General features: G+C 71.7%; 15 protein-coding genes, 1 tRNA gene and 1 pseudogene. 6 read left to right on the top strand and 11 right to left on the bottom strand.

The window, feature by feature from the left end; translation table 11 throughout:
* Nucleotides 1–16: 16 nt before the first annotated feature.
* From OG514_RS26825 to OG514_RS26850, 6 genes are all read right to left on the bottom strand, one after another.
* The gene (locus tag OG514_RS26825) at nucleotides 17–1,711 is read right to left on the bottom strand and encodes a S8 family serine peptidase (RefSeq protein WP_266900975.1); all 1,695 of its coding nucleotides are present in this window, start codon (nucleotides 1,709–1,711) and stop codon (nucleotides 17–19) included.
* 769 nt (nucleotides 1,712–2,480) lie between these two features.
* On the bottom strand, nucleotides 2,481–3,347 hold the full coding sequence (locus tag OG514_RS26830) for a GNAT family N-acetyltransferase (RefSeq protein WP_266899104.1): 867 nt from the start codon (nucleotides 3,345–3,347) through the stop codon (nucleotides 2,481–2,483).
* 184 nt (nucleotides 3,348–3,531) lie between these two features.
* A complete protein-coding gene (locus OG514_RS26835) occupies nucleotides 3,532–4,431 on the bottom strand; it encodes a hypothetical protein (RefSeq protein WP_266899106.1) in 900 nt (299 codons plus the stop codon).
* Nucleotides 4,428–5,435: an SPFH domain-containing protein gene (locus OG514_RS26840; RefSeq protein ID WP_266899108.1), complete on the bottom strand. Its 1,008-nt coding sequence runs from the start codon at nucleotides 5,433–5,435 to the stop codon at nucleotides 4,428–4,430. The genes OG514_RS26835 and OG514_RS26840 overlap by 4 nt, the downstream gene beginning before the upstream one ends.
* Before the next feature lie 52 nt (nucleotides 5,436–5,487).
* Nucleotides 5,488–6,516, bottom strand: a complete 1,029-nt coding sequence (locus OG514_RS26845; protein WP_266899110.1) for a DMT family transporter — start codon at nucleotides 6,514–6,516, stop codon at nucleotides 5,488–5,490.
* Complete coding sequence (locus OG514_RS26850; protein WP_266899112.1) at nucleotides 6,513–7,340, bottom strand: phosphatase PAP2 family protein; 828 nt, start codon at nucleotides 7,338–7,340, stop codon at nucleotides 6,513–6,515. Before OG514_RS26850 ends, OG514_RS26845 begins: the two co-directional genes overlap by 4 nt.
* Nucleotides 7,341–7,541: 201 nt before the next feature.
* Between OG514_RS26850 and OG514_RS26855 the strand changes: the two genes are divergently transcribed.
* Nucleotides 7,542–8,162, top strand: a complete 621-nt coding sequence (locus tag OG514_RS26855) for a TetR/AcrR family transcriptional regulator (RefSeq protein WP_266899114.1) — start codon at nucleotides 7,542–7,544, stop codon at nucleotides 8,160–8,162.
* A 29-nt stretch (nucleotides 8,163–8,191) separates the two neighbouring features.
* Nucleotides 8,192–8,590, top strand: coding sequence for a DUF488 domain-containing protein (locus OG514_RS26860; protein WP_266899116.1), 399 nt, complete (start codon nucleotides 8,192–8,194; stop codon nucleotides 8,588–8,590).
* 3 nt (nucleotides 8,591–8,593) lie between these two features.
* Here OG514_RS26860 and OG514_RS26865 read toward each other — a convergent pair whose 3' ends face one another.
* A complete protein-coding gene (locus OG514_RS26865; RefSeq protein WP_266899118.1) occupies nucleotides 8,594–9,130 on the bottom strand; it encodes a DUF309 domain-containing protein in 537 nt (178 codons plus the stop codon).
* Nucleotides 9,131–9,292: 162 nt separating this feature from the next.
* On the opposite strand from OG514_RS26865, the gene OG514_RS26870 reads away from it, so the two are divergent.
* The 3 genes and pseudogenes from OG514_RS26870 to OG514_RS26880 all read left to right on the top strand — a co-directional run.
* Nucleotides 9,293–12,121: an AAA family ATPase gene (locus OG514_RS26870; protein WP_266900976.1), complete on the top strand. Its 2,829-nt coding sequence runs from the start codon at nucleotides 9,293–9,295 to the stop codon at nucleotides 12,119–12,121.
* Between the two features lie 53 nt (nucleotides 12,122–12,174).
* A tRNA-Pro gene (locus tag OG514_RS26875) sits at nucleotides 12,175–12,248 on the top strand.
* Nucleotides 12,249–13,140: 892 nt separating this feature from the next.
* Nucleotides 13,141–14,534: pseudogene (locus OG514_RS26880) on the top strand (DUF6531 domain-containing protein); the annotation flags it as partial.
* Nucleotides 14,535–15,454: 920 nt separating this feature from the next.
* Here the strand turns inward: OG514_RS26880 and OG514_RS26885 are convergent.
* The 4 genes from OG514_RS26885 to OG514_RS26895 form a co-directional block, all read right to left on the bottom strand.
* Complete coding sequence (locus OG514_RS26885; RefSeq protein WP_266899120.1) at nucleotides 15,455–18,091, bottom strand: SpoIIE family protein phosphatase/ATP-binding protein; 2,637 nt, start codon at nucleotides 18,089–18,091, stop codon at nucleotides 15,455–15,457.
* A 124-nt stretch (nucleotides 18,092–18,215) separates the two neighbouring features.
* Nucleotides 18,216–18,572, bottom strand: coding sequence for an SsgA family sporulation/cell division regulator (locus tag OG514_RS39475; protein WP_353962705.1), 357 nt, complete (start codon nucleotides 18,570–18,572; stop codon nucleotides 18,216–18,218).
* Nucleotides 18,573–19,005: 433 nt separating this feature from the next.
* Nucleotides 19,006–19,956, bottom strand: a complete 951-nt coding sequence (locus OG514_RS26890; protein WP_266899122.1) for a glycoside hydrolase family 16 protein — start codon at nucleotides 19,954–19,956, stop codon at nucleotides 19,006–19,008.
* 365 nt (nucleotides 19,957–20,321) lie between these two features.
* Nucleotides 20,322–20,516, bottom strand: a complete 195-nt coding sequence (locus OG514_RS26895; protein WP_266899124.1) for a hypothetical protein — start codon at nucleotides 20,514–20,516, stop codon at nucleotides 20,322–20,324.
* A gap of 262 nt (nucleotides 20,517–20,778) precedes the next feature.
* On the opposite strand from OG514_RS26895, the gene OG514_RS26900 reads away from it, so the two are divergent.
* On the top strand, nucleotides 20,779–22,854 hold the full coding sequence (locus tag OG514_RS26900) for a bifunctional polysaccharide deacetylase/glycosyltransferase family 2 protein (RefSeq protein WP_266900977.1): 2,076 nt from the start codon (nucleotides 20,779–20,781) through the stop codon (nucleotides 22,852–22,854).
* The last annotated feature ends 2 nt before the right edge of the window (nucleotides 22,855–22,856 follow it).

Consider the following 22,856-nt stretch of genomic DNA (forward strand, 5'->3'; position numbering starts at 1 on the left):
GTGGAACTGTGGTGCCTTAGAAGGTCAGGCTCCACGAGTCGATGTAGCCGGTGTCACCCGTGGCCACATCGCGGACCTGAAGCTTCCAGGTGCCGTTGGCGACCTCGCTCGACGCGTCGACGGTGTACGTGGTGAGTACGTTGTCGGCGCTGTCCGAGGAGGAGGACGTCTTGAGGTTGCGCACCGTGCCGTCGGGGGCGATCAGGTCGATGACCAGGTCCCCGCGCCAGGTGTGCTTGATGTCCACGCCGACCTTGAGGGCGGCGGGAGCGTTGCCGGTGCGGCCGGTGACGGCGATCGAGGACGACACGGTGGTGTTGTCCGGGACCGTCGCATCGGTCGCGTTGGTGAAGACGGTGCCGGCCGGCGGGGTGGTGGTGACGGCGTCGACGGTCTTCGCGGAGTCGGCGATGCCGGTGCCGCAGCCACCGGTGCAGGTGCCGGGCAGCGGGCGGGCGTTGGCCTTGATCGCGGACTCGATCTCGGCCGGGGTGAGCGTGCTCTTGGCCGACTTGAGCAGGGCGGCGAGGCCGGCGATGTGCGGCGCCGCCATCGACGTGCCCTGGTAGGGCTTGTAGTTCTCGGCCGACTGGGTCGTCGCGCCCGAGTTCAGCGTGGAGTAGATGCCGTTCTCGGGGGTGGTGACGGTGCCGGGCGTGTCGGTCGAGCGGCGGGTCTCGCCGCCGGGCGCGGCCACGTCCACGATGGCGCCGAAGTTGGAGTAGTACGACCGGTTGCCCTCACGGCTGGTGGACGCCACGTTGATGACGTTCGCGCAGTTCGCGGGGGTGAATCCGGAGGCGTTGGCGTTGCTGTTGCCCGCGGCGACGACGACGGTGGTACCGCGCGAGACGGCGCCGTTGATCGCGGTCTGGTAGACGCTCGGGCAGGTCGCGCTGGCGCCGCCCAGGCTCAGGTTGATGACCTTGGCCGGGGTGGCGTTGGCCGGGACGCCCGGCACGGAGCCGCCCGACGCCCAGGTGATCGCGTCGGCGATGTCGGCGGACGAGCCGCCGCACTTGCCGAGCACGCGCACGGGCTGGATCTTCGCGTTGTACGCGATGCCCGCGATGCCCTTGGTGTTGTTCGTGACGGCGGCGATGGTGCCGGCCACGTGGGTGCCGTGCCAGGACGAGTTGGACGCCGTGGAGCCGGCGCCGCACTCGCCGGCGGTGGCGTTCCAGTCGCCCTCGTCCTTGGAGTCCGCGTCACGGCCGTTGCCGTCGCGGGCGTCGGCCGAGGTGGAGATGAAGTCGTAACCGGAGACGACGTTGGTCGCCAGGTCCGAGTGGGCCGCGTAGCCGGTGTCGATGACCGCGACGGTGACGCCGGAGCCGGTCGTCTTGTCCCAGGCCGCGGGAACGTTCATGCCGCCGGTGGGCTCGAAGAGGTCCCACTGCTTGGCGTAGTCGGTGTCGTTCGGCGTGACCGCCATCGCGTAGGCGCGGATGTCGGGCTCGACGGAGGCGACGGACGGGTCGGCGCGGAACGCGGCCATGACCTCCGTCAGGTCCTGCTTGGTGGCGCTGTCGCCCAGGTCGACCAGGGCGCCACCGCCGGCGAGACGACGCTCGAAGGAGAGCTTCTCGCCCGTCTTCGCGGCCTTCTCGGCCGTGTCGCTCTTCGCGGCGGTGTTGGAGCCGGCCTCGGCGGCCTTGCTCTTGTAGGTGACGATGACCTTCTCGACCGGGGCGCTGGGGAGCGCCCGCATGGTCTGCGAAGCCGGTGCGGGCTTCGGGGTGGCAGCGCCCGGGGCGGCGGCGATCGCCCCGGTCGTGGCAGCGGCGCCGAGGATCGCGGCGCTCGCGACCACGGATATGACTCTCCGCCTGGAACCGTTCAAGGTGTGGCCCTTTCGAGTACGACGTAGCTGCGGAGCAGTGGCGGCGGCGCGGGACACACGGGGCGAAGTGGGGTCGCGATCCGGCATTCCCTGGGCTGGGGGGCCCTTGCGCCGCCACCGGCGCGACGGCCCGGGTCAAGGCCGTCACCGGCGGATGCCACCCTCCGCATGCACCTGTCAGTGGTGCGGTCGGGGGATGATATCTGCCGGTGCGGAGGACAGTAGGGAACGGGGGGGTGAACCCGATACGGGGAAAACCCTTGTCACCCCTCACGGGGCGGCGGGGGGTCGGTGAGGGGAGGTGCGACCGGGAGTGCGGCGCGGGGTGCCCGGGCGGGAAACCGACGCCGCGTCACGCGCGCGCTGAGCGGGGAAAGCAGGCCCGGTTCGGCGGGAAGGTACGTACCTGCTCAGCGGTAAAGGTACACACCAGCCGAGGGGCACGACGACGCGGGTCGGCGGGCGGCCCCGCGGCGAGGCCGGCGCCGTCCGTGGGGCCGTCGTGGAGGGGCCTGGACGGTGTGCGGGCGCCGCGCGGACGGCGCGGCGCGGGACGGGTGGGCTCGGCCGAGTTCGACGTCGTGGCGGGACGGTGTGGGCTCAGCCGGGTTCGACGTCGTGACGCGACGGTGTGGGCTCAGCCGAGTTCGAGCGTCGTGACCCCGTACACGCGCTCGCGTGCCACCGGGCGGACCGGGCCCGTGTACATCCTGGCCGTCTCGAACGTCGGCTCGAGGCCCCGCTCCTCGGCCAGCCGGGCCGCCGCCGGATTCGACTCCGGCATGTCCACCGCGATCCGCGACGAGCCGAACTCCCGCGCCTCGGCGGCCAGCGCGTCGAGCAGCGCGGCCGCGTCGGCCGGACTGTCCGCGAACAGCGGCCCCACCCGCGCCTCGTCCTGGGCCGGGCGGACCACCCCGTACCCGGTCGGACGCCCGTCGACGATCCGGACCAGCGCACGATGGCCGGGCGTGGCCAGCCAGGCGGCGAGGAACCGCGGTCGGTCGGCATGATGGCACGCGCTGTCGTACGCGGCGAGGGCGGCGGGGTCGACGGACCCGGCCGGCACGACACCCGACACCGGGCCGTCGGGCGCGGGGACCTCGCCCACGTAACGCGCCGTGCGGTGCGCCGTCGTGAAGCCGGAGCGCCGGTAGTTGTCCTGCTGCGACGGCACCCCGTCCAGCCCGACGGACCGGTCCCCGGCATGGGCGAGCGCCGCCCGCCAGGTGGCCAGACCGTGACCGAGGCCGCGGAGTTCGGGGCGTACGAGGTAGAAGCCGAGGAACGCGTACGCGTCGTCGTACGTGACCACCGAGATGGCGGAGACCGGCTCCCCCTCGACCCGGCCGAGGAAGAAGCCCCGGGGGTCCTGCGCGAAGAACGCCCCGGCGTCCGAGAGCCCGGGATTCCATCCCTCCTCGGCCGCCCAGGAACGCACGAGCGCCCAGTCCCGCTCCGTGGCGGGGGAGACGGACAGCGGGCCGGAGGAGGCGGAGGCCATGGGATTCCTTCAGCAGCCGGGGCGGACGGACGCTCGACGTCTCGATGTGAGGAACTGTCTGAAACACGGACAGAACCCCTGCGAAAAACCGGGCAAAGCGCGGCGAGCATAGCGCCACCCGAGACCGGGCCCGCCCGCGGCCGATCGATTCCGGCCGCGGACTCCTCGGCGGGGGAGCCCTCGGTCAGTGGACGAGACGGAGGCGCGGGCCGGCCACCGTGAGCCGGACGGTCTGACCCCACGTCAGCTCCAGTGCGTCCGACTCGACGCCGTCGCCGAAGGCCACCAGACGGTCCGACTCGACGGTGAGGCGCAGCCCCTGGCCCGGGTCGAGGAGCCCCTCGACCCGGCTCGTGCCGGTCGCCGGCGACGGCCAGGCCTCGCGGACGAACCAGGCGAGCCGGGCATCCGCCGGTGCGGGCAGGGCGAGCGCGCTGGAGCGCTGCTCCCACAGGGACCGCAGCCAGCCGGTGGCCCCGGTGCCGGTGCCGACCAGGACGCCCGAGGAGGCCTGGGCCTCGGGCGGCAGCTCCGTCGCGTCGAGGTCCAGCGTGTACCGGGCTGTCTGATGGCCGCGCGGCCCGACGTAGATCTCGTTCAGCGCCAGGAGCCGCTGCGCGTCGTCGGTGACGGCCTCCACCATCGTCAGCTCGTCGACCGCCGCCCCGGCCCCCGCCGCGTACGGCAGGAGCCGTCGCGCCCGGTCCGCCCGGTGGCGGACCAGAACGCCCGGATTGCGCCCCGGATCGGCGTCGATCCCGATGACCGGCTGCCCGGTGAGGTACTTCGCCGCATTGGCGACCAGACCGTCCTGGCCGACCACCACGACCACGTCCTCGGGCCCGAACAGGAACCGGTCCAGATCGGCGCGCTCCACCCGGGTCTGCCGCCACGTCAGCGGCACCGCGCCCGCCACTTCGGCCAGTGCCCGGTGGGTGCGCTCGTGCCGCTCGCGCACGGCGTCGACCGACCGGCCGCGCGCGGAGAGGAAGAACGCGGCCTGGCCGTGCGTACCGTGCCGGGCGAGCAGCTCCTCGTACTCCGTGGTCCGGTGCACGAGCACCGCGCGCGGCGCGAGGCTCACGACCGGGCTCCGCCCTCGCCCAGCTTGGCGAGCAGCCCCGTCAGGACGTCCGGCGAGAGCGTCAGGTGCTCGATCCGGGGCAGGTTCTCGGCGGCGCGGGTCACGGCGAGGGCGTGCAGGGTGGCCGGTTCCACCTCGGCGTGCGCCCGCAGCCACTCGGACTGCGCCCCGGCGCGCGCCTCGCCGACCTCGCGCGCCGCCTCCGCCTCGGCCCGTGCGAGGCGGACCTTCCGTACGGCCTCGGCCTCGGCCCGTACGGCGTCGGCGGCGGCGTTCTCCTCCGCCTCGCGGCGCGCGTTGGTGCCGCGCTGTTCGACGAGCCGCTCCTCCTGGCGGGCCAGCTCGATCTTGCTGGCGAGCTCGTTCTCCGCGATGGTGCGCTCGCGTTCGACGGCGACCGCGCGACGCTCGTACGTCGCCCGGTCGGCCTCCTGCTGGATCTGCTCGCGGGCGGGGGTGCGCAGGGCACGCTCGACCTCGGGCTCGGGCCGGATCGCGACCACCCGGACGGCGACGACCTCGATGCCGGTGGCCGGCAGGCGGGGCTCGGCCGCGAGTCCGGCCGTGACGCGGTCCCGGACCGCCGCCACGCCGTCGACGAGCGCCTCGGCGAGCGCGGTGCGGGCGAGGACGTCGAGGGCGTGCTGCTGGGCGGTCTCGGTGAGGAGGGTGGCGATCTGCTCCAGCGGAGTGCCGCGCCACGCGCCGGTGTCGGGGTCGATGGAGAAGTCGAGCCGGGTGGCGGCGGCGGCCGGGTCGCCGATCCGGTACGTGACGGTGGACTGGACGCTGACGTCCTGGAAGTCGGCGGTGCGCGCGTGGAAGGCCATGGCCAGTTCGCGGTCGTTCACCGGGACCTCGGAGAGCGCCGCGGTGAGCGGCCGGAACCAGAAGCTCAGGCCTTCGCCGTCGTGCACGAGCCTGCCTCGGCGCTGGTGGCGGATGTGTGCGGTGGGCGCGGAGCGCAGATGGCGCCAGCCGGCCCGCCGGGTGATGTCGGCCATGAAGAAACCCCCTTGTCGTCATGTTGACGATAGGGGGTTTCCTTGATTGTCGTCAAGATGACGAATTCAAGGTCATCTCCTGCTCCCGGCCCCGCGTCCCGAGGTCGGGGACGCGGGGAGACGGGACCGCCTGGAGCTCCCACACCCCACGCGCGGGCGTGGACTCCACGGGCGTGGCCAGGGTCACGGCCACGGGCTCCGCCACCGGAGCGGCCTCGGGGGAGCCGCCCTTCGTCAGCAGCACCACACCCCGCGCCGCGACCAGTGACGCGCCGGCCGCGACCAGCCAGCCCCACGCGCCCGCGCGGAACGTCTCGCCGAGCAGCGCCACGCCGATCACCGCGGCGGCCGCCGGGTTGGAGAGGTTGACCACGGCCAGCGGCGCCGCGAGGCCGCCCCGGTAGGCGGCCTGGGAGAGCAGCAGGCCACCCGTCGCGAAGGCGGAGATGAGCACCGCGAGCAGCGCGGTCTGCCACCAGGTCGGCTTGCTGCCCGGGAGTTCGAGCGCGAGCGCGGCCGTCAGCGTCTGGGTGAGCGCGGAGGCGACGCCCGAGGCGATCCCGGAGGCCGTGGCGTGCCCGAGCCCGCGAGGGGCCCGCCCCTTGGAGGTGTGCCGGCCCGAGGCGAGGGCGGCGATGAGCAGCGCCGTCGCCGCGGCGACGACCAGGGACTCGCGCAGGCTCAGCGCCTCGCCGGGCGCCGTGGGGCCGGTCACGGCGACCAGGCCGACGAGACCGGCCAGGGTCCACAGCGCCCCGCGCCACTCGGTGCGGGTCACCCGTCGCCGTGCGGCGTACGCGCCGAGCGGCAGCGCCGCCACCAGGGTCAGCGCGCCGAGCGGCTGGACCAGGGTCAGCGGTCCGTAGTGCAGGGCGGCCACGTGGGCGAGGGCTCCGGCGGCGTTGAGGCCGACCGCCGACCACCACTGGCCACGGGCCAGCAGCGCGCGCAGCGCCCCGCGCCCGTCCTGGACGGGGGAGGCGGCGGCGAGCCGGGACTGGGCGACGGCGGCGAGCGCGTATCCGGCGGCGGAGACGAGGGAGAGGAGCACCGCGACGACGGTGCCGGTGGCGGGGTTCATCGGAGGGCTCCGACCGGAAGAGGGGCCGTACCGAGCGTGCGGGGTACGGGTGGGGGCGCCGTCCGGCGGCCGGGGGCGCGCACGGAGAGCAGGGCGAGGCCGAGGATCGCGGCGGCGGCGAGCGCGTCGAACCAGTAGTGGTTGGCGGTGCCGACGATGACGATCAGGGTGAAGAGCGGGTGCAGCAGCCACAGGACGCGCCAGCGGGACCGGGTGGCGGCGATCAGTCCGATCGCGACCATCAGGGCCCAGCCGAAGTGCAGGGACGGCATGGCCGCGAACTGGTTGGCCATCGAGTCCGTCGCCGGCGTCGCCCCGTACACCGAGGGGCCGTAGACCCGGGCGGTGTCGACGAGTCCGCTGGCGGCGAGCATCCGGGGCGGCGCGAGCGGCATCAGCAGGTGCAGCGCGAGCGCGGCGGCGGTGACGAGCGCGAGGACGCGGCGCGACCACACGTAGTGGGCGGGGCGGCGCAGGTACAGCCAGACGAGGAAGGCGAGCGTGGCCGGGAAGTGCACGGCCGCGTAGTACGTGTTCGCGGTCCGGATCAGCGGTTCGCCGTGCAGGAGCAGCTGCTGGATCGTTCCCTCGCCCGGCAGGTGGAGCGCGCGCTCGGCGTCCCAGACGCGGTCGGCGTTCCGGAAGGCGCGGGTCTCGTGGCCGTTGGCGAAGAGCCGGCCGAACTTGTAGACGAGGAACAGCGTGGTGACGAGCGCCAGCTCGCGCAGGAGGGGCGGTCTGGCGGTCTCGCCGCCGTCCCCCTCGCCGTTCCCGTCCCCGGCCCCGTTCTCGTCGAGTCCGGCGGGGCCGGGGGTGGGCGTCATCCCCGGTCCTGCAGGACGAGGTCCTCGTATCCCGCGTGTCCCGCCAACCATCGTGCGGCCCTCTAATCAGTCAAATCGCCAACAAACGGAGTGAGCCTAGATCCGATTTCATCGAGACGCAAGCGTCTCGATACGTTTGCGTCTCGATTGTGCACCCCCTACTCTCGTATGTGCAGAGACAGAGGTGTCCTGGAGGGATCGATGTCCACGTCCACGTCCGCGTCCACAGAGGCCGCCACCGCCGCCGCCCGTCGCAGCAAGATCACGCCGGAGCGCGAGACGGAGCTCTACGACGCCGTCCTCTGCCTCCTGCGCGAGGGCGGCTACGACTCCGTGACCATGGAGGGCGTCGCGGCCCGCACCAAGTGCGGCAAGGCCACCCTCTACCGGCAGTGGGGCACCAAACCGCAGCTCGTCACCGCCGCGCTCGCCCAGCGCCGCTGCACCGTCTTCACCGGCATCGACACCGGCACCCTCGCCGGTGACCTGCGCGAGGCGGGCCGGATCGCCGCCTCCCACCGCGAACGCGACGCCGAACTCATGGAGGCCGTCGCCCAGGCCTTCATCCAGCACCCCGACCTTCGCGCCGCACTCCGCGAGACCGTCATCGCCCCCGAGATCGCGGCCATCGACGCGGTCGTGGCACGCGGGGTCGCGCGCGGCGAGGTCGACGCCGACAACCCCGCGATCGGCTTCGTCGCCCCCTGCTTCCTGGGCATGCTCCGCATCGAGCGCCTCTTCGAGGACCGCTTCACGGACGTCTCGACCATGTGGACCTTCGTCGACGCCGTCCTCCTTCCGGCGCTGCGCGTCGAGGGGTGAGTCGCGGGCCGGTGCGTCAGGCTTGAACCATGCCCGCAGAACCCACCCAGCCCGCCCGGTCCGCCCCTCACGTCCGCGTCCGCCGAATCTACGAGACCCCCTCGCCCGACGACGGCGTACGCGTCCTCGTCGACCGGCTCTGGCCGCGCGGACTCGCCAAGACCGACGCCCACATCGACGAATGGCCCAAGGCGCTCACCCCCTCCACGGAACTCCGCCGCTGGTACCACGGAACCGAGGGTGAGTACGAGGAGTTCTGCCGCCGGTACGAGGCCGAACTCGCCGTCCCCGAGGCCGCGGTGGCCCTCGACCGTCTGAGAGACCTCGCGGCCGAGGGGACGATCACCCTCCTGACGGCCGCCAAGGAACCGTCGGTCAGCCACACGTCGGTACTGCGGCGGGAGCTGGACCGACGGCCGGGAACATAGCCGTCAGGACAGGTTCCCGCGCAGCCTCGGCGCCTCGGTGGCCGCGTCGACCACCGCCGGCCCGCCCGCCGCTCCCGTAGGGACGCCCTCCGCACGGTCGGCCAACTCCCGTGCCCACGCCACGAGTCCGGCGGCATCGATCCCGTACGCGGCGGCGGCAGCCACGCTCCCCGGCCCGCCCGCGAGCCGGTCGGCGCCACGGCGCAGCAGCCGCGCCCCGCCCGCCGTGTTGCCGCGGGCGGCGTGCGTCAGGCCCACGGCGAGCTGCGCGAGGCCCTGCCACAGGTCCCGCTCCGACTCCGGGCCGGACTTCCAGGCGTCCTCGAAGACTTCGTGCGCGTGGAAGGGCATCCCGGCGTCGAGCAGCCGCTGAGCCTCGCGCAGGGTCTCGTCGGGGCCGCGCACGACCCCCTCGGGCTGCCGGGGCACGCCCTCCGCCCCGTACGGCAGCGGCCGGCCGAGCCCGTCGCGGGGGCGCGCACTGCGGGCCCGCCCCTCCTCGTCACGGTCCCTGCCGCGGTCACTCGCTGTCCGGTTCACCCGTCCATTGTCGCCCCCGGGACGATCAGGACCGCTAGGCTCGTCGGTCCGGCGCACCCCGGGTCCGCGTGGGTCGCGCGGGCAGGTCATGACAGCAGCTCTTGTGGGGAGAGTGAGTCACCGGTGCCGTCGGAACCCGAACAGCCGCCGCGCGCACGGCCGTTGAAGACGGCTACCGCTCCATGGCGTACGGATCCCGCCAGCGGCCCATCGCGAGGGAACCTCCTCGAACGCGAACCGGAACTCGCCGCGGCCGCCCACGCCGTCGACAGCCTCGTGGCCGGGTCCGCGGCCGGACCCGTCGAGAGAGGTGCCGCCGACGGATCCGCGCACGGCGGCGGCATCCTCGTCTACCGGGGAGAGCCGGGCATCGGCAAGACCGCGCTCCTCGCCGAGATCGGCCGCTCCGCCCGGGACCGGTGCACCGTCCTGACCGCCCGAGGCGGCGAGACGCTCACCTCGGTCCCCTTCCACCTGACCCGCCAACTCCTCCAGCCCGCCCTCGACGGCCTCGGCGGCGCGGCGGTCCGTGACCTCCTCCACGACCACTTCGACCTCCTCGCCCCCGCGCTCGGGCTCGCACCGCCACCCCTGTCCCCGGCCGCGCCCGCCGACCCGCAGGGCGTACGGGACGGACTCGTCCGCCTCCTGGACGGCCTCGCCGAACTGCTGAGGGACCGGCCTCCGGTGCTGCTCGTCGACGACGCCCAGTGGGCCGACGCGGAATCCCTGGCCTGGCTCGACGCCTACACCCGGACCCGTCGGGACGGAGACCTCCCCGCCCTGATCGTCCTGGCCCACCGCCCGCTGCCGAACGAGCCGAGCCCTCCCGGCAGACGGAGCGAACCGGGTGACCGGCATGACCCGCGTGACCCGCGCGGGTCGGGTGACCCCCGGGACCCCGGAGTAGCCGCCACCCTCGCCTCGCTCCGCGACCGCGCCGTCCTGACCCTGGGCCTGCACGCCCTCACGGCCGACGCCACCGCCGTACTGGCCCGCGACGCGCTCGGCGGGCAGCCGGACGAACCGTTCTGCCACGAACTGTGGACGGTGACCTCGGGGAACCCGTACGAGACGGTCGAGCTGCTCGCCAAGGCCCGCGACCGGATGGTCGAACCCGTCGCAGGATCCGCCGCCCTCCTCCGCGACCTCGGCGCCGGAACGCGCGGCGGAGGCCTCGTCGCCCGCCTGGAGGCGCTCGGTGCCGGTCCGACCCGCCTCGCCTGGGCGATCGCCGTCCTCGGCGCGGACAGCACGCCGCAGCTCCTGGCGGCGCTCACGGGGATGACCCCGAACGAGGTGGCCGACCACACCGACCGCCTCCGCCGGGCCAGAATCGTGACCGCGCCGCATCCCGGGGGCTCACCGGCCGGCACCGGACCCACCGGCCCCCTGGAGTTCGCGCACCCGCTCATCGCGACCGCCGTGTACGGATCGGTGTCCCCGGCCGTGCGGACCGCCCTGCACGGGCGCGCCGCCTGGGCGCTCACCGAGGCGGGCCACGGACCGGCCGCCGCCTCCCGGCACCTCCTCGAAGTGCACCCGGACGACGACGAGGACGTCGTGCGACGGCTGCGGGCCGCCGCCGTCGAGCACCTCGCCGTCGGAGCCCCCGACGCGGCCCGCCGCTGCCTGGACCGGGCCCTCGCGGAGCCGCCGGGCCCCGAGACGTACGCCACCGTCCTGTACGAACTGGGCTGCGCGTCCCTGCTCACCGCGCCCGCAGCCACCGTCCGCCATCTGCGCTCCGCGCTCGACCTGCCCGGCCTCGACGACGCCCTCCGCATCGACGCCACCTACCGGCTCGCCCAGGTCCTCGCCCACAGCAACCAGCTCCAGGAGGCCGCGAGGACCGTCGCGACCGAGGCCGCCCGGACCCCGCCCGGCACCGGCCGACGGCGCCTCCAGGCCGCGCACTTCATGTACGAGGGGTTCCAGGCCGCCGAGGAGGACGGCCCCGGCCGCTCCCGCCGCCTCACCGAACTCACCGCGGACTTCACCGGCGCCGACAACTCCGAGCGGGCCCTGCTCGCCGTCCGCGCCTTCGACGCGATGCTCCGCGGCGAACCCGCCGCCGAGATCGTACGGCTCTGCGACCGGGCCCTCGCCGACGGCACACCCGCCCGGGGGCTGGGCTGGACCGACACCACCTGGGGCTTCGAGATCCCGGCGCTCACCGGCATCGCGTACGCGTTCGCCGACCGTCCCGACCGGGCCGAGGCCCTCTTCGGCGAGGCGGTCCGGGCCTTCGAGATCTCCGGCTGGAGCGGCGCCCACCTGGCCTTCGCCCACACCCTCCTGGGTCTGGCGCACCGGAGGCGCGGAAACCTGCCCCGGGCGCAGCACCACCTGGAGGAAGGACTCCGCCTGGCCGACCGGGTCGGCACCGGGCTCCCCGTCCACTGGGACACGGCCTGCCTCCTCGTCGACACCCTGCTCGCCCGCGGCCGTACCGCCGAGGCCCGGAGCGTCGCCGACCGCTACCGCTTCGGCCCGCCCTGGCCGGGCGCGATCGTGCTGCCCGACGGCCCCAGCGTCCTGGGCCGGCTCCTGCTCGCCGAGGGCCGGCACGAGGAGGCGGTCGGCACGCTGGAAGCGGCGGCCGAGGCGCTGACCGTCCGCGGCCGCCACCACGGCGTCTGGGCCCCCTGGCCCTTCGACCTCGCCCGCGCCCTCGCCACGACGGACCCGGACCGCGCGGCCCGGATCGCCACCGAGGCCCACGCCCACGCCGAACGCCTCGGCACCCCCACCGCCCGAGGCGAAGCCCTCCGCTGCCTGTCCCTCTTCGCCACCCGGCCCGAGTCCCGCCGCCTCCTCACCCGAGCCGTCGCCCACCTGGCCGCATCCCCCTCCCGCTACGAGGAGTCCCGCGCCCGCCTGGACCTCGCCCACGCGACGGGCTCGGCCGCCACCCTCGCCGAGGCGAGGTCCCTGGCCGCCACCTGCGGCGCGGTGACAGCCCGTGCGTCAACCCACCCGCCGGAGTGAGGTAATGTTTCCCCTGCACGACGACGCGGGGCAAGCCCCACGGAGACGCGCATCGGGACGTGGCGCAGCTTGGTAGCGCACTTGACTGGGGGTCAAGGGGTCGCAGGTTCAAATCCTGTCGTCCCGACTCGAAAGAGTCGTAGATCAGGGGCCGTTTCAGAGCAATCTGAAACGGCCCCTTGATCGTTTTTGGGGACCACTTGGGGACCAGCGCACTGGACGGGGGAAGCGCCCCTTGGCTTGGTCAAGGTGCATTGCCGGCCTCCCGGGTGGCTCGGGTGCGTTCTCTGCCCACGTCGGCAGCGACGTGGTGACGTGGTTCGTCACCACTGCCGGCGCGAACGCAACGGCATTCCGGTCCCGGAGACCCACGACCCAAACGCGCGCCTCTGCCCTGTACCCGTCTCCCTTGCCAAACGCGCTCGTGAACACACACATGCAGGCCCTTCACGGTTAAGCGCCACCGGTCACTGCCATGTGGGGCCGCGGGCCCGGTGAAGGAACAGCCTGTCCACCCTCGCTGCCGTGACGCGGGAACATTCCATCCGGGCCTTGCCGTGCGAGCGAACGTCGACGTTGTGGGGCCCGCACTGAGGATGGCTCCACTCACCGATTGCACAGTGCCTGAAGCGATGGTCCTGACCGGGAAGTTGAGGTCATCCCTCCGGCCTCACATGCATGAGTCGATCGCCGCCCCTTGCGCTTCGTGATGCGCAAGAACCTTCTCTGCGTTCCGCGTCGGATGGGTTGATGCATCGCGAGGCCGACGGACGAGTCGCTCCTTGAGCTCTGCGGGGCGCCTGTCCTCCGCCTCCCGAATCTCAGTTGCATTCGCGACGATGTCAACTGTGCGCTGTATGTGTCTCTTTGGGTCGCAAGCGCGTGACCTGTGGCGGTCACCAGACCGTCGACGCTTTGCGCCAAGGATCCAGGCAGGTTGCTGCAGCGCATTTCACCTCACCAAGACACCGTGGTAGGACTGCGTGGCTGACTGATCGTCATATGGGGGATTTCACATCATGGCTGTCACGGTGCCGGACTGGGCGGACACGCTGCTGGATCTGGTGGGGGTGAACCGGCCCAACGTGGACGAGGACGCCTACCGGGAGATGGCGGACGCGCTGCGGGAGTTCGCGGACGACCTCGCCGACGACGGCCAGCTCGCCAACAACCACATGGAGCGCCTGCTGTCGTCGGGCCACGGCGAGGCCATGGACGCGCTGAACGAGCACTGGGGCAAGGTCAAGGGCAAGCATCTCAAGGACATGGTGTCCGCGGCCCGTACGATCGCGGGTGCGCTCGACATGGCGGCGGGCGCGATCGAGGCCATGAAGTGGAAGGCGGTCGCGGAGCTCGGGATCCTGGCGGGTCAGACTGGTCTGGCCATGGCGCTGATCCCGGTGACCGGTGGCCTGTCCGCGTTGCTGGGCGCCGGAGCGATCGCGTTCACGAAGAAGCAGCTGCTGAAGCTCATCACGGGGGGCCATGGAGGAGGCGGTCGGTCACATCGTCTCGGTGATGACCGAGCCGGCGGTGGCGGCGCTGGAGAACATGGCCGCTGACCTGGTCGTCCAGGTCAGCATGGACGCCCTGGGCGTCCAGAACGGTGTGAACCTCGACCAGACGAAACAGGCTGGCAAGGACGGCTTCAACGAGGGTGTGCAGGGCGCGAAGGAGGGCCTCAACCTCGCCTCCGCCGGAGGCAGCGGTGGCGGCGGCAAGGGCAAGGGCCTCCACAACGAGCACGACGAGCACGACAACGCCGGCACGAAGCTGAACGGCGTGAGCGCCGGGATCCACGGCATATCCGTCGACCACAAGAACAACGACGACGACTTGCGCGACCGCTTCGCCCGGCAGCGCAAGGGCGACCATGCCGACAGCAACGGCGGGTCTCAGCAGCGCAGAGACTCCGGTCCCGACGCCCACACCAGGCCCAATTCGGTCAGCGATGATGTTGCTCCCGCGGACGGACCTCGTCCTGCCTGGGGTGCTCCCGCTCACGCTGCGCCGAACCCACGTATCGAGCTACCGCTACGGTCAGTGGTTCGGGCCCAGTTGGGCGTCTACCCTCGACGAACGTATCGAGGTCGACGTGTTCGGCGGCGGAGCCATCTGGGCTCGTGAGGACGGCTCTCTGCTCATCTACCCGCGCCTGCCTCGCCCCGGCGGCGAGCAGGTCTTCCCTCTGGAGGGCTACCGGCTTCCCCTCGTCCATGGCGGCGTCGACGGTGACGCGACCACCTACGAGGTGCGCGACCCCCACGGGGGTCCGGTCCGGAGCTTCACCGGCAACCCCTACCGGTCCTCGACCGCCTACTGGCTGTCCGCGGTCGAGGACCGAAATGGCAACCGCGTCGACTTCGCGCGCCGCGCCGACGGCGCCCCGGCCGCCGTGACCCAGGACATCGGTGCTGTACTCAGCGAACAGCCCGAGCCGCTTGTCGTCGGCTCACCCGAGTGCGTTCCCCAGCCCTGCGACCTCCACCCCGAGCAAATCGTCGAACATGAATACCTCGGCCTGCTCCCCGAGGATCTGCAGGAAGCCATTGCGACGTGGGAGGAGGAGCGCCTCGAAGAGGACGAGCAGGAAGCGGAAGCGGACTTCCCCACCGAGTACTCCAGCGACCTGTCCCTCGCCCCGGGCTGGAAGGTCGGCGGCTTCGCCACCTGGCACCTCACCGACCCGCGCACCGTCGACTGCACCACGTGCGGCACTTCCATGCCCCCGCTCCTCACCGCCCACTACGTCGAGTGGGATCCCGCCTCGGAGAGCTGGGCTCCGCTGGAAGACCGCCGCCCCGATCTGTACCGGCACGTCATCACCCCCACGGGCGTGTACCTGGGGCGCGGATACCTTCGTATCCACACCTGCCCCACAGACGCGTTCCACCCCCATCGACTGAGCTTCCAGTAGCAGTGGAGAGAGCCCTCCGGGATCTGGCCGGGCCACATCACGTCCCACAGCACCTCTCGGGCGTACACCGCCGGCAGCCTCCTGCAACGACGCCCAGGTGTTCACGGATGCCGGGCGAGCCGCCAAGACGCTCCTGAACATTGCTTTGAGCGCTGTGCCCGGAGGGTGAACGTTCCGAGACCCGGGTGGACACGTGCGGCTTGCCGTACCGGGCGGCCCGGCAGCGTCACGGCCGAGGCTGGGCCGCCGCCAGGCGATCGCCAACCTCCGAGGGCGCACCTGCTGCTCGGCGCGTGGATGGCGGTCGACGATTTGGTCTGCTGGTGTTGCGCAGGGCGTAGCGAGGTGGTGACCCGCGGAAGCGGGTGGCTTAGAGACATGACGAGGGCGACGGCGGTCAGCAGAACAAGTGCACTCTAGGAGAGGGCGCTGCCCGTGGTGGGCAGGACCTGTTCGGCCCAGATGACCTTGCCTTCCGGTGTGTACCGGGTGCCCCAGTGCTCGCTGAGCTGGGCCACCAGGAACAGTCCGCGGCCTCCCTCGTCCGTGGTGGCGGCGTACCGCAGATGCGGGGCGGTACTGCTGCCGTCCCACACCTCGCAGGTCAGCGTGCGATCGCGCAACAGACGAACGCGAACTGGCGCGGCGGCGTACCTGATGGCATTGGTGATGAGCTCGCTGAGGATCAGTTCTGTGGTGAAGGCGAGTTCCTCCAGGCCCCACTCCTCGAGTTGCCCGGCCGCGAGGCCGCGCACGGCGCCGACCTCGCTCGGGTCGAACGGTACGTCCCACTCTGCGACCCGGCCGGGGCCCAGAGTCCGTGTCCGGGCGATGAGCAGCGCGATGTCGTCGGCCGGCCGGACCGGGAGCAGGGCGTCGAGCACGGCGCGGCGGCTGGCTTGCGGGTCTCGGTCGGGGTGGCTCAGCGCCGTGCGCAGCCTTTCCAAGCCCTCTGAAATGTCCCGGCTCCGCTCCTCGACCAGCCCGTCGGTGTACAGGACGAGCTGACTGCCTTCCGCCATGTGCAGTTCCATGCTCTCGAACGGCATGCCTCCCAGCCCCAGCGGGGGACCGGCCGGCAGTTCCGAGATCGTCGTCGTGCCGTCCGGGGCGACCACGAGCGGGGGCATGTGCCCTGCCCGCGCCATGGTGCAGTTCTGCGAGACCGGGTCGTAGACGGCGTACAGGCAGGTTGCGCCCAGGACACCGCCGTCCGAGGGTGTGCTGTCGCCTTCCTGGTCCATGCGCTGGACGAGGTTGTCGAGACGGGCGAGGAGTTCGTCGGGCGGCAGATCCAAGGAGGAGAAGTTGTGCACGGCCGTGCGCAGCCGCCCCATGGTGGCCGCGGCGTGCAGGCCGTGCCCGACGACGTCTCCGACGACGAGCCCGACGCGGCTGCCCGGCAGCGGGATCACGTCGAACCAGTCCCCGCCCACTCCGGACTGGGCGGGCTGGTAGAAGTGCGCGACGTCCACCGCGCTCTGCTCGGGCAGATCCCGCGGCAGCAGGCTGCGCTGGAGCGTCACGGCGAGATGGTGTTCGCGGGTGTAGCGGCGGGCGTTGTCCATGGTGACCGCGGCGCGGCCGACAAGCTCCTCGGCCAGGGACAGGTCGTCCTCGTCGAACGGTTCCGGCTTCTGCGACCGCCAGAAGTTGACCACCCCGAGCACGACGCCCCTGGCCTTCAGCGGAGCCGCGATGAGCGAGTGGATCCCGTAGCCGACGATCGCCGATGCCCGCGGCGCGTCCTGGGCGTGCCAGCCCGGCGCGTCATGGAGATCGGGCACGAGTTCGGCTGTGCCCGCGCCGTATCCGCGGGCCTGCGGCGTGGACGGCAGGAATTCGATCAGGCTACCGAGCGGATACAGCGGGTGATCGGAGCGGATGCCGCTGACCGCCGTGCGCCGCATGTCGGCGCCCGGGCCGGGCTCGTCGCCCTTCAGGACCGGGTCGGCCAGGTCGACCGTGACGAAGTCCGCGAACTGGGGAACGGCGACGTCGGCCAGTTCCTTCGCGGTGCGGACCACGTCGAGGGTGGTGCCGATGTCACCCCCGGCGTCGTACAGCAGCTTGAGCCGCTTGCGGGCCGTCTCCGCCCGGCTGCTCAGGAGCTGCATCTCGGTGGAGTCGCGGATGGTGACCGCCGAGCCCTGCGGGCCCGTGGGCCGCTGATTGACCACGAGCAGCCGGTCCCCGGCCTCCAGTACCTCGTCGGTGGCCACCCGGCCGGACAGCAGCAGTTCCGCCATTCGGCGATCCATGCCTACCTTGTCGACGGGGCGTCCTTCGGCGTCGTCCGGCAGGCCGAGCAGCCGTCCGGCCTCGTCGTTCGCCAGGAGTAGTCGTCCTTCGCCGTCCGTGATCAGCACCCCTTCGCGGACGGAGTGGAGCACCGCGTCGTGGTGCTCGTACATGCGGGTCATCTCCTGCGTGCCGAGCCCGTGGGTCTGGCGGCGCAGTCTTCGGCTGATCAGCGCCGTGCCGACGGTGGCCAGAGTCAGACCGATGGCGAGGGCCAGGAGGATGACCGGAAGCTGGCGGTCGGCGATGCCGGTCACGCTCTCCACCGTCAGGCCTGCCGAGACCAGGGCGACAACCTCACCCTCGGGCGAGGTGACCGGGACGATCGCCTGGATCTCCTTGCCGAGCGGCCCCTCCACGCTCTCGGTGTGCACCTGGCCGGCGAGTGAGGGCTCGATCGTGCCGACGAACCGCTCGCCGATGCGGTCGGGCTGGGGGTGGCTGTAGCGGATGCCGTTCGTGTCCATCACCACGATGAAGTCCACGCCTGCGTCCTTGCGTGTCTCCTCGGCGAGGGGCTGCAGGATCGCGGACGGGTCCGGCGACCTCAGCGCTTCCTGCAGGCCCAGGGAGTTCGCGAAGGTCTGAGCCACGGAAACCGACCGGTTGCGCGCTTCGCGGTCGATGTCGTACCGCGACTGCAGCACCAGGGCCAGCAGGGCCCCGGCGGCGAGCAGCACCACGATCGCCACCTGAAGGACGAAGACCTGTCCGGCGACGCTTCCGAATCTTCTGCCTAGGTTCGACCGCACCGGTACGCCGGGTACGAGAGACGAGACGGGCTCACAACCCAGTTGTAACACCTCCCCGCGACCAGGGCTCCCGGCGTTCACGGTACGCATCTGGGCCACGACACGAGGATCCCACCGCTGCGGGTCAGAGGGATGGGTGTTGATCATGATCTGGGAGACGAGGGCGTCCAGGTCGAGGTGCTCGCTCTCCCGGCCGCGGGACAGTGCGTTCGGTCCAGCGCAGGAAGGCGGTGACGTCCGACCTCCAGGCGCGGAGCGGGGCGGTGCATCCTCTTCCGCGGCGCCGGCAAGCGAGAGGTGGACACAGCCCGAGTCGTCGCGGCGGCCGGGGAGACCGATAAGCCGTCCGCGTGGTTCGTTCCTCGACTCCAGCCGTGAGGACGGTGTGCGAGAGGGCCCACGCGAGGGATGCCGGCGAGCCGGTGTGACCGGCGAGACAGACGGTGCGCGGGGTCCTCGGCCGCCTGCGCTCCTCACCCATGTTCTAGCCTGCGGCAGGATGCTGTCCGCACGCCACCGCAACGGGTGATGGAAGCTCGCTCCTCGGCTGAGACGTCCTTCTCGCTGCCTTCCGATGGTGCAACAGCACTTCCTCCGTGGGGACCAGTTGGGGACCACACGGTGTGCGCGGTGGCGAAGGGCCTGGGTGTTCTCACACAACTCGCGCCCAGAATTGGTCCGTTATGTCACGACAATCCCCATGACCCCTACTCCTGGGGGTCAAGGGGTCGCAGGTTCAAATCCTGTCTTCCCGACTCGAAAGAGTCGTAGATCAGGGGGATGGTCGTGCCCACGGCGGAACCGAACTCGGCCGGCACGTCACGGGTGAAGTCCGCCGGCGGTCCTCCAGGTGGTAGGTGATCTCCCGCTCGGTGAGCAGCACGTCGAGGGGGACGACCGTGCAGCGGGTGGGGTCAGGGCTTCGGGACGGTGTTGATGTAGTCGGTGCCGGTGCTGTGGAAGCCGTCCACCGTCTTCTGGACGTCCGCCTGGGAGACGGCCTCGTCGGCCTTGTGGTAGACCCAGTCGACCTTCATGTCCCAGATGCGCGGGCCACCGGTGAAGGGGAGGTCGATGAGCCAGTTGCTGAAGTGGATGTCCATCTGCTCGCGCGGGACGTACTTGCCGGAGCTGGTGAAGAGCTTCGTGCCGTCCAGGGAGTAGGTGACCTTTCCGTCCATGGCGGTGATCATCATGGTGTGCCAGCCGTCGAGGCGCCGCTTGAGGGTGTTGTGGACCCGGTCCGGCGGGTCGGCCCTGTACCAGCTGACGTTGTCTAGCTGCGGACCCACCGAACCCCAGCCGCCGTTCGGCAGGTACTCGAAGTCGAGTTCGCTGTAGTTCTCCGAGGAGTCCGACGGGGAGATCGGGAAGAACGTCTGGACGACGTGGTCGCCGTCGCGTCCGTTCGTGGGCTTGTCGCTGAGGTGGACCCGGGCGGCGAAGGTTCCCCTGAAGAAGTTCCGGCCCGTGGTCTGCACCTCGACCTGCGTGGTGCCCTGCTCGGTGCCGTCGGTGGAGGAGCGCAGTCGTAGGACCTTGCCCCCCTGGGCCGTCGGGTCGGAGGGGAAGGCGGCGCCGTCGGCGCTCCAGGTGTCCTTGATCCCCGGGCCGCCTCCGCCGGTACGGATCTCCCAGCCGTGCGCGGCGAGGGAAGGGTCGTCGGCGCCGGTGTAGTTGAAGTCGTCGAACAGGGTTCCCGGCGGTCCGGTGGGCGTCGGCGAGGCGTCCTGAGCGGGCCCGGCGGCGTCGGAGCCCCCGCCGGTCGCGGGGTCGGCGGAACACGCGGCGAGTACGCACAGGAGGGCGGGCAGCGTGAGCGCGGTCCACGCTCGGCGACGAGAGGTGCGGCGGGGCTGACTCACGCAGGCTCCTTGGGGCGTAGAGGCGGTGACTGGACACGCCCGTTGCATGCGGGGCAATCGCTGATCGCATGAATTGAGCGGTCATCCTAGCGAAGGATTCAAGCCATCCCGCCTCGTGTTCGCGACCCGGCCACCCAAGGGTCGGGAGGCGCCCGTTGACATTCCGATCCGGTTACGACATCCGATCGGACTGTGTCAAAAACGCACATCGCACACCAATCGATTCAGGTCATGCGCTACGGTCCGCTCTACGCTTCAGCAGTCTCCACACCCTGCACAAAAAGGCCACAAGTCATGCGCCAAGCCGCCACATACTCCGGGCGCGGATCGCTCCACTCGGCACAGCCCGACGTGGCCGAATCACGTCAGGGGGAGCCTGCTCCGGCACCGGTGTTCGTCGACCAGTCGGGTCTGCGCAGCCGTCTGCTGCGGCGCTTCGGCTGGCCGGTCTCCGTGGTCGGAGCGATCCTGGCGGCCGCCATGGGCAGCAGCCTCATCGGTGGGCAGTCGGACGCCCCGGCGATGGGGATACCGCCGAAGCCCTTGTACTTGCCCGCCAAGGGGCCCTTGTCGCCCTCCTCGCCCTAGAGGGCGCGGTCTGCGACACCCCACCCGAAATGTTCGGCCATCACGCCGAACATCGGGACATTCCATGGCATGCCGCGATCATCGTGCCGCCCGGAGCAACGCCCGCGGGCCGGGCCGAGCGTGCCTGATCGTCCGCACCACCCATCTCCAGGAGCGCCCTTGTCCCGCCACCAGCGTCGTCGGCAGTCCCTGCTGAGACCGCGCCGACTGGCTGCGCCGCCGCTGCGCTTCTTCATGCCGCTGTCCCTGCTGGCCTGCTTGCTCGCGCTCCTCGTCCTGCGCGGCCTCGCCACCAACGAGGCGTTCCACGACACCCGGATCGCGACCTCGGTCGACAAGACGACCGTGCCGGAGAACCTGCTCAAGGGCGGCCCGATCATCGACGCGCGCGGCACCAGGAACGAGCGCCCCGTGAGTTATCGGATCCCCGACCGCACCGTGGTCCTGAGCTTCGACGACGGCCCCTCGCCGGAGTGGACCCCGAAGATCCTGGACGTGCTCGCGGCCCACGACATCCACGCGGACTTCTTCGTGACCGGCGCGATGACCACGCGCCACCCGGAGCTGATCCGGCAGATCGTCGCGGGCGGCCACGAGATCGGCGTGCACACCTTCACCCACCCCGATCTGGTGTACCAGTCCGAAACCCGGATCGGCTGGGAGCTGGCGCAGACGCAGCTGGCGCTGGCCGGCGTCGCGGGCGTCCACAGTGCGCTGTTCCGCCCGCCGTACTCCTCCGACGCCTCGGCGCTGGACGACTGGAACTACCCGGTGATCAAGTACGTGGGTTCCCACGGCTACCTCACCGCGTTCATCGACCGCGACACCGACGACTGGAAACGTCCCGGTGTCGACGCGATCGTCGAGGCGGCGATGCCGCGCAAGCCCGGCGCGGGCGAGCTGATCCTGCTGCACGACGCGGGTGGCGACCGTACCGAGACCCTTGCCGCGCTCGAGCAGATCATCGAGAAGCTGCAGGGCGAGGGGTACCGCTTCGCCACCATCTCCGAGGCGCTCGGCGCCACCGACGCCACCGTGCCGGTGCACGGCTACCAGCTGTGGGCGGGCAAGTGTTTCATCTGGGCCACCCAGGCCGCCGTGCTCACCCTGCCGGTGCTGGTCGCTCTGCTGGCCGTCGTCGGCTTCCTCAACTTCGGACGGTTCGCGCTGATGCTCGTCCTCGCGCCGCTCCACGCCCGGCGCTCCCGGCGGCGGGACGCGTGGGGACCGCCCGTCACCGAGCCGGTCACCGTCCTCGTCCCGGCCTACAACGAGCGCGAGTGCATCGCGAACACCCTGAACTCCCTCGCCGCCAGCGACTATCCGATCGAGGTGATCGTCATCGACGACGGCTCGACGGACGGCACCGCGGACATCGTCGAGGAGATGCGTCTGCCGTTCGTCCGGCTGATCCGCAAGGCCAACGGCGGCAAGTCCACCGCGCTCAACGTCGGCATCGCGGCCGCGTCGCACGACATCATCGTGATGATGGACGGCGACACCGTCTTCGAGCCGTCCACCGTGCGAGAGCTGGTCCAGCCGTTCGGCGACCCGGCGATCGGCGCGATCGCGGGCAACGCCAAGGTCGGCAACCGCGACAGCCTGATCGGAGCCTGGCAGCACATCGAGTACGTCCTCGGCCACAACCTGGACCGCCGGATGTACGACATGCTCAACGTCATCCCGACCATCCCCGGCGCGGTCGGCGCCTTCCGCAAGGAGGCCCTGCGGCGGGTCGGCGGAATGAGCGATGACACCCTCGCCGAGGACACCGACATCACCATGGCGGTGCTCTGCGACGGCTGGCGGATCGTCTACGCCGAGCGCGCCCGCGCCTGGACCGAGGCCCCCGCCAGCCTCCAGCAGCTCTGGTCCCAGCGGTACCGCTGGAGCTACGGCAGCATGCAGGCGATGTGGAAGCACCGCCGCGCCGTGATCTCCCGCGGCCCGGCCGGACGCTTCGGCCGGCTCGGGCTGCCGCTCGTCGTGATGTTCGGCGTCGTCGCCCCGCTGCTCGCGCCGCTGGTCGACATGTTCCTGCTGTACGGCGTGCTGTTCGCGGACGCCCCGATCACCCTCGCCAGCTGGGGCGGCTTCATCCTGCTCCAGGCCGTGCTGTCCTGGTACGCCTTCCGGCTCGACGGCGAGAAGCCCCTGCATCTGATCAGCCTGCCGATCCAGCAACTGGTCTACCGGCAGCTGATGTACATCGTCCTGTTGCAGTCCACGATCACGGCGCTGACCGGTGGCCGACTGCGCTGGCAGAAGCTCCGGCGCACCGGCGAGGTCGCCGCACCGGTGGAGGCCTGACC

This window comes from Streptomyces sp. NBC_00572 (assembly GCF_026341815.1).
Lineage (GTDB): Bacteria > Actinomycetota > Actinomycetes > Streptomycetales > Streptomycetaceae > Streptomyces.

Excerpts from the sequence above, each read along its gene's own strand:
- OG514_RS26825 (WP_266900975.1), bottom strand. The coding sequence starts at position 1,711 with ATGCGGGCGCTCCCCAGCGCCCCGGTCGAGAAGGTCATCGTCACCTAC.
- OG514_RS26830 (WP_266899104.1), bottom strand. The coding sequence starts at position 3,347 with ATGGCCTCCGCCTCCTCCGGCCCGCTGTCCGTCTCCCCCGCCACGGAG.
- OG514_RS26840 (WP_266899108.1), bottom strand. The coding sequence starts at position 5,435 with ATGGCCGACATCACCCGGCGGGCCGGCTGGCGCCATCTGCGCTCCGCG.
- OG514_RS26845 (WP_266899110.1), bottom strand. The coding sequence starts at position 6,516 with ATGAACCCCGCCACCGGCACCGTCGTCGCGGTGCTCCTCTCCCTCGTC.
- OG514_RS26850 (WP_266899112.1), bottom strand. The coding sequence starts at position 7,340 with ATGACGCCCACCCCCGGCCCCGCCGGACTCGACGAGAACGGGGCCGGG.
- OG514_RS26855 (WP_266899114.1), top strand. The coding sequence starts at position 7,542 with ATGTCCACGTCCACGTCCGCGTCCACAGAGGCCGCCACCGCCGCCGCC.
- OG514_RS26860 (WP_266899116.1), top strand. The coding sequence starts at position 8,192 with ATGCCCGCAGAACCCACCCAGCCCGCCCGGTCCGCCCCTCACGTCCGC.
- OG514_RS39475 (WP_353962705.1), bottom strand. The coding sequence starts at position 18,572 with ATGGGTGAGGAGCGCAGGCGGCCGAGGACCCCGCGCACCGTCTGTCTC.
- OG514_RS26900 (WP_266900977.1), top strand. The coding sequence starts at position 20,779 with ATGCCGCTGTCCCTGCTGGCCTGCTTGCTCGCGCTCCTCGTCCTGCGC.